The sequence below is a fragment of the Trichocoleus desertorum AS-A10 genome, from assembly GCF_039962155.1.
In the GTDB taxonomy this organism is placed as follows: Bacteria; Cyanobacteriota; Cyanobacteriia; order FACHB-46; family FACHB-46; genus Trichocoleus.
In genome coordinates this window covers 1-9,100 of the sequence record NZ_JAMPKN010000091.1, presented here as the reverse complement: position 1 = coordinate 9,100, position 9,100 = coordinate 1, and the positions used below count along the sequence as shown (strand labels likewise).

2 protein-coding genes are annotated in these 9,100 nt (G+C 43.9%); both read left to right on the top strand.

The genetic code is table 11. The annotated features are described in order from the left end of the window. The first annotated feature begins 943 nt into the window (after window positions 1-943). Window positions 944-8,005 carry a LamG-like jellyroll fold domain-containing protein gene (locus tag NDA01_RS30610; RefSeq protein ID WP_348231012.1) on the top strand — a complete coding sequence of 2,354 codons (7,062 nt, stop codon included), beginning with the start codon at window positions 944-946 and terminating at the stop codon, window positions 8,003-8,005. Between the two features lie 152 nt (window positions 8,006-8,157). Further along, entirely contained in the window at window positions 8,158-9,024 is an 867-nt protein-coding gene (locus NDA01_RS30605) for a hypothetical protein (RefSeq protein WP_348231011.1), read from the top strand. Window positions 9,025-9,100 lie beyond the last annotated feature (76 nt).

Below are 9,100 nucleotides of genomic sequence, written 5' to 3'. Positions count from 1 at the left end.
TATGTAGACCCAGGCATGGATGTTTATGAGCAGCAACATCGAGAACGAGTGGTGAAGAATCTCCAGAAAAAAGCGCTGGCACTTGGATTTGACCTACTCCCTCACCCCTCCACACCGGAGTGTGTTTCTTAGGAGTCTGATTATTCCTAACACGCTGATGCCTGTAAAAGTGCAAGCGCAAACTACAGCAACCCAAAAGGCAGAAGCTAAGCAGCTGTATAAAGTGAATACCCAGGTGCTAAGCCAGCGGCAACATTCAACTTATTTAAAGTAAGTTTACTATTCTTTAACTCAAAATTAATACATTAAGATTTAAGTGTTTCTACTGCAAAGGGCCACTTAAACTCTTGAAAATATTTTTTGGTAATAGTAGACTAATCAGGAAAAACAGGCTTGACTAATTACTTAGGTAATTTTTGGACAAAACTCTTCTCGCTCATTGCGTAAACCTCCAAAACTTGAATAGACTTGTCGGGCAATAAAAGAAACGGCTTAAAGCTATACTACACAAAGGCTACAGCGATTGTAATTCAGAATAGCTGTAACGCTTTTAGGTGGGCGCCTCAAGAATTGCCGCTCTTATTTTCAGATAACTTTAATACTTACAATAGTAACTTTACGCAAGTGTAGATAACGGAAGTGATGTCACCAGTTAAGCCTGAGACTGGGGGCAAGTACTTAAAAAACAAACAATAAAATCGCAATTGGAGCTTGCAGTTTTATTGTTCAATGTCTGCCTATCTTTCAATCCATCGCCCTGTCTTACATATTCAAGGTTCGAGATTGTAATTGGGCGAAGTAAAGCCCTGTGCTCTAAAGATGTTCGCCAGACACTTTAAGTACTGGCAACTTACTAGAAATTGCAGAAACCTTCTGTAACTTTCAAGTTTGCTGCTCAAGTCCAAAATTTCTCGCTGCTCAAGAGCTATAAGGAGTAATATTCATGCTGTTAAGTCTCAAGAACAATAACTGCAAACATGTAAATACTGTGACCCATGAAGGAAAAGTCGTTGTTGTGGCGACGGACGCTGATGGGACGATCTATTACACCGTTAAACAAGATGGCTTTGAAGACAGCTACCTCAACCAGCTCCCGAACCAAAGGACGGGCTGGGAAGATTGGAAACAGTTAGAGCTGCCTAACGAATCAGCAGAAGATCAGTCAGTTGTTGCCAAAGAAGCAGCAGAACTTACCTACAAAGATGCATCGCAGAATACTGTTTATCTGTTGCGATCGCTCTACACCACGCAATACCTATCAGCCGTTGCACCTGTGCAGTTGGTATCAGGGTTAGGACATCTCTATGTTTTTCGCCAGTCTAAATCTAATACCTTATTGGTGGATCGTTTTGTTCTTGATGGATTGACAAATCAGTTAACTCGTAAGCTAGAAGTTCGCTTTAAGCGTAGTAAGCAAAAGCACAAGCCCAGCTCCAACCAACGAAGAGGGAGCGACGGAAATCTGGCAAGTATCGACTCCTTAGATTTTTCAGATATCAATGGAAATCTTTTCTATGAACCCACCACTGAATTATGTCTGATCAACAATCTTGCTAGTGGTTGTTTTTCTGTTGTCTTGTTGCCTACCAGTGAACAAGACAAGCATCGCTGGTATTTTTTTGCTTACAACAGTGCAACTCAAAAAGTTGAACTAACGACTCTTCGCGCTTCTGAGGAGGGATTGTTTGAGGTCAAGGATTATACAATTCTCGATCCTGAGCCTCGTAGCATTCCGGGCATCATTAAGCGGACTTTAAATCTGGGAAATCTAGCTGTTGCTAAAGGTTTAACTGCGACTAGATATAACGTGCAACGAGAAAGACAAACTGATGATGGAATGCAGCTACTTCGAGAATCAGTGCGGGTCATGCTGGCAATAGGCACCAGTACAGGAAATGTAGCAGCAATTAGCTTCGCAGTGGCGGCAGATGGCACTTTATCTCAGATAAAAGATATCCCAGACAGTACAAAAATTCGACGCAATACTCCTCGTCAAGTCTTGTTGCCCCTCAATACCTTAGATGAAATCAAAGCGATCGGTCAGTCTAACCTACCACCCCAAGGGATGATTACTGGTTTTACCAGGGGAGAAAACGATAGGGTTATTCTCACCTCAGAGCAGGCTGCCAAGCTAGATGAGGCAGAGATTACACAAGTCAAAATCACAGGAGGTCGTGACTGCAACTGCTTACATTCCTCAGTTAGAGTCATTGACAGAAATACTTTTGAAATCACCTCAAACAATGCTATTGGGGGAAGTTGGGAAGTCATTCCTGAAGAGGAAACGGGTTTGACTTATAACGGCATCGTCACGAGTTACGAAATCATAGAGGCAGGTAAGTTAAAAGTTACTGCCCTCAATCATGGATTAGACAATGGAGATGCGGTACAGATAGTCAACACCAAAGACTATAACGGTACCTACACCGTAACCAAAATTGATGGGGAGACTTTTAGTTTAGACGGAACTAAGTGGCAACCAGGAACTGCTATAAATGCAAGGCTGCGTACTGAAAAACGACGGGGAATTACCTTTGATAAAACGGATACAGGAATTGAAGCAGCTAACTTTTTATTGAATGACTTGTCTGCTTTCGCGATAGAAGGTTGGGTAAAAGTCTTCTCCTTACCAGAAACAACCGTTAGCCTATTTGGTCAAACTGATGTCATTCAACTAGATATCGTAAACAGAAAGCTTAGAGTCTGGACAAGCCGAGGTGGGGAAGTCTTAGCCGATTATGACTATCCGCTAAATGATTGGCATCATATTGCTGTGGTGGGAAATGGAACAAGTCTTACCCTTTACTTAGATGGTCAGCATATTAAAACAGGTGGGTCTACAATTCAAACATCTGCAATTGGAAACGGATCAAGCAGCCCTTTAAGAGCTACCTATGGGGCTTCTACCCAGCGCTTCAAAATTGGTCCGGGTGTTTGGTCAGCCAGTAGACCTACCTCACTGAATATACATATTTCTGATGTCCGTATTTGGAACACAGCCCGTACTGTCGACGAAATCAACAATAATAAATACCTGCAACTAACTGGGAGAGAGGTCGGTTTACTTAGTTATTGGCGGCTAGATGCAATTTTTGAAAGCGAGAACGAACGGAAGGTCATCAATTTTGCTGTTGACGGTCATGACGGTGTTGTTCGTGGAGGGGCTTATGTTAGTGCTGCCACTCTCCAACGGAACTTACCTGGGACATCGACAGCAGCAATCAAATACGAAAACGAAGAATTAGTTGCTGTGGCTGAACGGGCTACCTATACAGAAGAATTTGAGTTCAAAACCAGCAATAATGTTACCCGTGATAACGTCAGTGGGAATGGAGACAAGATATTTACTTTCGCCTACAAAGGCAAGAAAAATCGGAATTCTCAAGATTGGATAACTATTACGCCAAGCTTAACAACAATTGAACTTATAGAAGCTACTAATTGGTACAAAGCAAGTTCAACTTTTACAGTGCCCGATGGGGTATCCATGGTGCGCTCTTTTGGTATTAGTGACATCAAAGGTATCTGGACAACTTTAGAGATTCGCAAACATCGAATTCAGCTAGTTTCTAACAGCATTACTGAACAAACGTATCTCGAAGATATAGTTCTTGAAACTTTGGCAGATAACCAGCTTCAGTTACAAGAAAGCTTAAAGCAACTGGAAAACAAGGAGTCTCAAGAAGTATTACTAATTAAAACAAGAAAAAAGTTGATCGCGGATATTGCTAGTTTGAGTCTTACGGGAACTAGTAAACAACAAGCTGTATTGGCTAAAGCAGCGGCAATTAATAGTCAGAAGACAACTATAACGGGTTTTGAGACTCAATTAACTCAACTGCAAAGTAGTTATCAGACAGAACAGAATAATCCTTTAAACTACTGGTGTAAATTAATCTGTCAGGTTAATGAAGCTTGGATATGTCGAATTAATACAAAAGATAAATCACTCCTCTATGCAGACGTAGGGGCTGATGGTAATCCCTACTTCAGTAATAATCATTTTAAGTTTGTGCCAACAACTGATGGATATTATCTAATTGTCTCGAAATATGAAGATCGGGCGCTATGCGCAAGTCCACAAGCTCAAGTTTATGCTGGTAATAGCAGTAGCAGTGGTTATGGTGGCAGAGAGTATGAATGGAAGCCTGAAAAATATTCTGAGGATTATTATTTAATTCGTCATCGGCCAACGGGAGACGTATTAGATCGGGGGGGCGGAGACTTTGGTGTGCTCCCTTGGCCCCAACATGGAAAGAGTAATCAACAATGGAAAATTGTCATCATTGGTGAACAAACTAATAGTAATATTGCCAATGCACTGTCTGCTGTTAACGCTAAACAGATAGAGTTAAACAATGCACGTAGACAATTAACTCAACTTGAAGACGAACAAACGACCTTAACCTTAGAGGGAACTAATCAATCGGCCACAAAAAGGGCACTTGAGCAACAGTTAGAGCAAGTTAACACGCAATTGCCTCAGCTTCAAACTGAGCTGAACGCCATAAACAATCAATTAATTGCCAGTGTTCGAAACAGCCAACAAACACCACAACGAAACAGCCAACAAACACCACAAAGCAATTGCATCTTACAGACGGATGGGCGAAGTCTGGTAACTCAAGGTGCTTTATTGGGGTTTGTGCGTCCTGCTAGTCGTCTCAGTGCCATTGAAACCTGCGAAGGCAACGTACAACTTAGCTACTTTGACGATCAGGGGCGAATGCGGCAGACGAACTTTGATGCTACTTATGACAACATGAATGCGGCGGGTGAACAATGGATTCCTGATTCTCTCAGAACGTGTTTGAACTTCAATAGTAGTTCTAGTGTCGTTACCCTGGATATCCCTGTTCCTTTAGGTGAGGAGTGGACGATCGAAGCTTGGTTTGCCTATCCACTGCCTGAAAATTTACCACCCGCAACGGAAGGATGGAATACCTTAATTAAAGGAACAACAGATATCCCTGTTCTTGTTCAAAAAGGAGCCAATAGCGATCTATTGGGAATCTATCTGAGTGGTAGTTTTATCAGTAGTGGTTACGATCTTACATCCCTATCTACAGGTTGGTATCATCTGACTGCTGTTGCCAAAGGGAATGGAGCAGAAGCCAAAACAACCTTCTATATCAACGGCAGAAAAGTGGGAGAAACTAGGGCTAAAACCACAGGAAACATAGTTGCTATCGGCAATAATACAAGTGGACAACCGTTTGGCAAAGTTGCCGAAGTTCGGATTTGGGAAATAGCCCTCAGTGCAGAAGAAATTGCTGTCAATAGCAAAACTCTACTCACAGGTAATGAACCTGGTTTACGTGCCTATTATCCCTTCAACGAAGCAACAGGTACTACCGTTAGAGACACTACCTCTAGGGATAGGGACAACAAAAGTCGTGGGAATATTGATGGTACAGTTGTGGGCGCAAGCTGGTGGGGCTGTGCTGCACCGATCGGCTTCTTGCATCAAATATCTGAGCAGCCAGCCATAGTCATGCAGTTTGATGGCGCAAATGATTGCATTGATTTGGGTGAGAGGATTCGCGTAAACAGTAGCTTTACCCAAGAAGTATGGATTTACTCAACCATTACTGATAATGCATATCACGGTGTGTTAGGTAATCAGCCTGCTGAAGGAGCTAACAAGCGCGCTCCTTCAATTTGGGTTTATCAGCAAAACAAAATTTGTATGTCTTTTGGTAATGAAACGCAGGTTTACACGTTGCAAACTGACGCAGCAGTTCTAGCCCCCAACCAGTGGAATCATGTAGCTGTAACTTTTGATGGGAACGAGTGCAGGATTTATGTCAATGGACAGTTGAGGAAGAGAGGAACTTCTTCGTTTGCTCAATTGGCAAATACACCTATTAAGTACATTGGCAAAGTCGACAACTACTTCCAAGGAAAACTGTTTGAGGTTCGCATCTGGAATAAGTGCCGTACAAAAGCAGAAATTGGAGGCAGTATGAACAACCGCCTGACAGGGAATGAAGCAGGGCTGGTTGGTTACTGGCAGTTGAATCACATCCAATCCGAAGGCCCAACAAGGAAAGTCGCAAACCTAGTGGATAATATGCCCAGTGTGGTGCAAGGGGCAATCTTGGTGTCAGACCAAAATCTTCCTCCGATTTTTCCTGATGGTGCTTTAGTCAGTAGCGAATACAGCACTGTCAGTCAAGACAGATCCGTGATGATGCGGCGGTTCTTTGCGGCTTCAACCTCCCAAGGGGTTCAACTCTTACCTGACAAACGAGTTGAAGAGTTAGAACTACAATGGATTGGTAATGGACAGTTTGCTCCGGCACTTTTAGGCTACATCGAGGGTCCGCCCCCCATTCCTAGCGAAAATCTGACCCTAGAGGAAAACTATAACGGTGCGACTTCGGTAGAACTCGCTTTATCGGAGGATGTGGAATTTAAGTGGACACGATCGCAAGATGTTGGTGTTGGAGCAAAGGCGGAAGTGTTCCTTGGAATTGATGAAGAAGGACACATTGGTGTTGGATACACAAGAAAGATTTCGATAAAGAAAGGGTATAAAGGCGAGCTTGAGATCAACGCCCAAAAAAAAAGAGAGACTAGCATCACTTCTAGCTCGTCCTCACAAATGACTGATACGCTAAAGTTGTGCGGTACTCAAGAACAAACTGCTAATTTCTCCCACTTAGGCAAGCGATTCATCCCTAAAAATATTGGTTATGCTCTAGTGGTTTCTGCGTTAGCAGATGTTTTTGTTACCCGACTGGAACGTACGAAGAAAATGATCGGCTATCAGGTTCTTCCCGTTGAAAATATTCCTCCCGATGTGAATACCATCACCTTTTTGATCAATCCTGCTTACACCATGAGCGGTAGCTTAGATGGGCTAACTGGAAGTAGCGCCACGAGCCAACGATTCTTCAAACACGTTCCTGAAATGCGATCACAATTTGGCTCGCTCTACCCGGCTAGTTACTACCGTTTGCAAGAGGCTTACGATCTCAAACAGAAGATTGAGCAGCAAGACAAAGATCGAGAATCTTACTTTGCTCAATTTAATACTCGTTTAGTAGATGAGGCTTCATTAGATCGGGAAACATATAGAGGTAGCGCTCCTGGAGATGCCTCTGTTAGTCGATTAGAAAGTCAGCCAGCTGGCGATCACACTCCTGAACAAACAAGAGCCCAAGAAAAGGAACAGCAAACTAAAGAAGCGCAAACTCAACAATCATCAGCGGTGGCAGAGAAACAAGCAGAAATAGACAAACTAATCGAAGATCAAAACATGAGAGCCAACGCCACAGCAAGTTTTGCTGGATGGCAAAAGAAAATGGAGAGCATCCAGATCCGTTCTGGCAAGCGCAATATTGTCAATACCTATGTTTGGGATGCAGATGGTGGGTTACGAACTGAATCTCAAAGTTTTGCTAAGACCGCTGAACACACGATAGGTAGCTCTATGGAGATGAATTTTGGGTCGGGCTATGAGGGAGATGTTAGCATTTTGGGTTTTGGGGGATCACTAACTGCTCTGGCTACTGTTAGTTTGACCCAAACTATGACGAAAACCGAAACCCGTAGCAAGGGGATTCAGTTGAACGTCGATCTAAGTGGGGTTGAAAGCCGGGGCATTACCGACTATAGCGACTATCCCATCCAGCCCGGCGAAAAAGTCGGACGTTACCGCTTTATGAGCTTCTATCTGGAAGGCAGTACCAACAACTTCAACGACTTCTTTAGCTACGTAGTCGATCCGGAGTGGCTTGCAGGCAACAGCGAAGAAGCCCGCGCCCTCCGGCAAGCCAGAGGCAAGGCGAACAAAACCTGGCGGGTACTGCACCGCGTCACCTACGTTGAGCGTCCAGCCCTAATGGGCTTTGGCCGAGATATGCGTCAACTCCCACCTGCGAACTCAATAAACGATCTCGGTCAACTGCAAACCAAGGTGGATAAACTGGAGCAGCAAAACGCGGAAATGCAGCGCAAACTTGACGCAATTCTCAAAAAACTTGATTCGAATTCCTAACTTTCTTGAGGTCGTTGTCTAGACGTGTGGGTAATGAACTGGAGAGTGTAGAGCCAAGCGCTTGAAAGCCAAAATCCACAGTCTAGACCCAACATCGTAGGTTATAGAAATGAACGTGCTGAAATACAAGAGTTTCTCATAGGATTGATCAAGTGAACTTTTGGAAGAAATTAGAATCGGGCGATTTGAGTGAATCGCAGAACAAAGCAAGTAAGACATTTGAAAAGGTTGCGAAAGAAGCATCAGAAACCCTTGTGAATGTTGTAGATGATATAACTCTCAACACGGCAGAGCTTGCGAAGGCTATTGTTGAAGGAGATATCAATGCGATTGGACAGAATGTAGTAGATCTAGTTGTAGATCCCAGTGTAGAGAGCATAAGAGGTGTTGTTGATACAGCTCATACTGTTGGCACTGATTTGACAACTGTCGGGCATATTATTGGAGGGGTTACTGGAGCTATAGTTGGAGGCCCAGGCGGAGCCATGGCAGGGAGTGCTCTCGGCGGAATGGTAGGCCGTCTAGCTGAGGATGTATCTGATGATGGGCAGGTTGATGTGAGGACCGTTGGGGCAGCAATGGGAGCAGCTGCTGGCACTTATATTGCAGGACCTACAGGCGCAGGAGTCGGAGCAGCTGTAGGAGATATGGCGGCCCGAGCCTTTGAGGGTGAGGATATAAGTACAAGAGAGATTTTCGGTGCGGCAGGAACCATCATTGGTGCATATACAGGAGGCTCCGATGGTGCCAAATTAGGCAATTCAATTGCTCAAGCGGTGGCTGACGGTAAAATCGGCGTTGATGATGCTACTGAAGTTTTGGAGCAGCAGCTTGGAGGCGAATATAGTCAGGCTGGACGTTTACTTCTCCAAGCGGTAGCTGATGGAAAGCTGGATGTTAGTGATGCTACTAACGTTTTGTCACAGCAAATGAGTGGGGAATGTGGTCAAGTCGTCAAATCTTTAATTCAAACAGTAGACCTCCCAGGGCAAACGCATCTTATTGAGCAAAGACTTTAGCCAGATAATCATTATCCCAGCCTGCTTTGAGGCGCTTGGCCTTCATTCCCCCCTTGGCAGTCTTCTCTTGGCTCAA

Bases quoted from the DNA above. Each gene is read 5' to 3' on its own strand.
- NDA01_RS30610 (WP_348231012.1), top strand. From the start codon at position 944: ATGCTGTTAAGTCTCAAGAACAATAACTGCAAACATGTAAATACTGTG.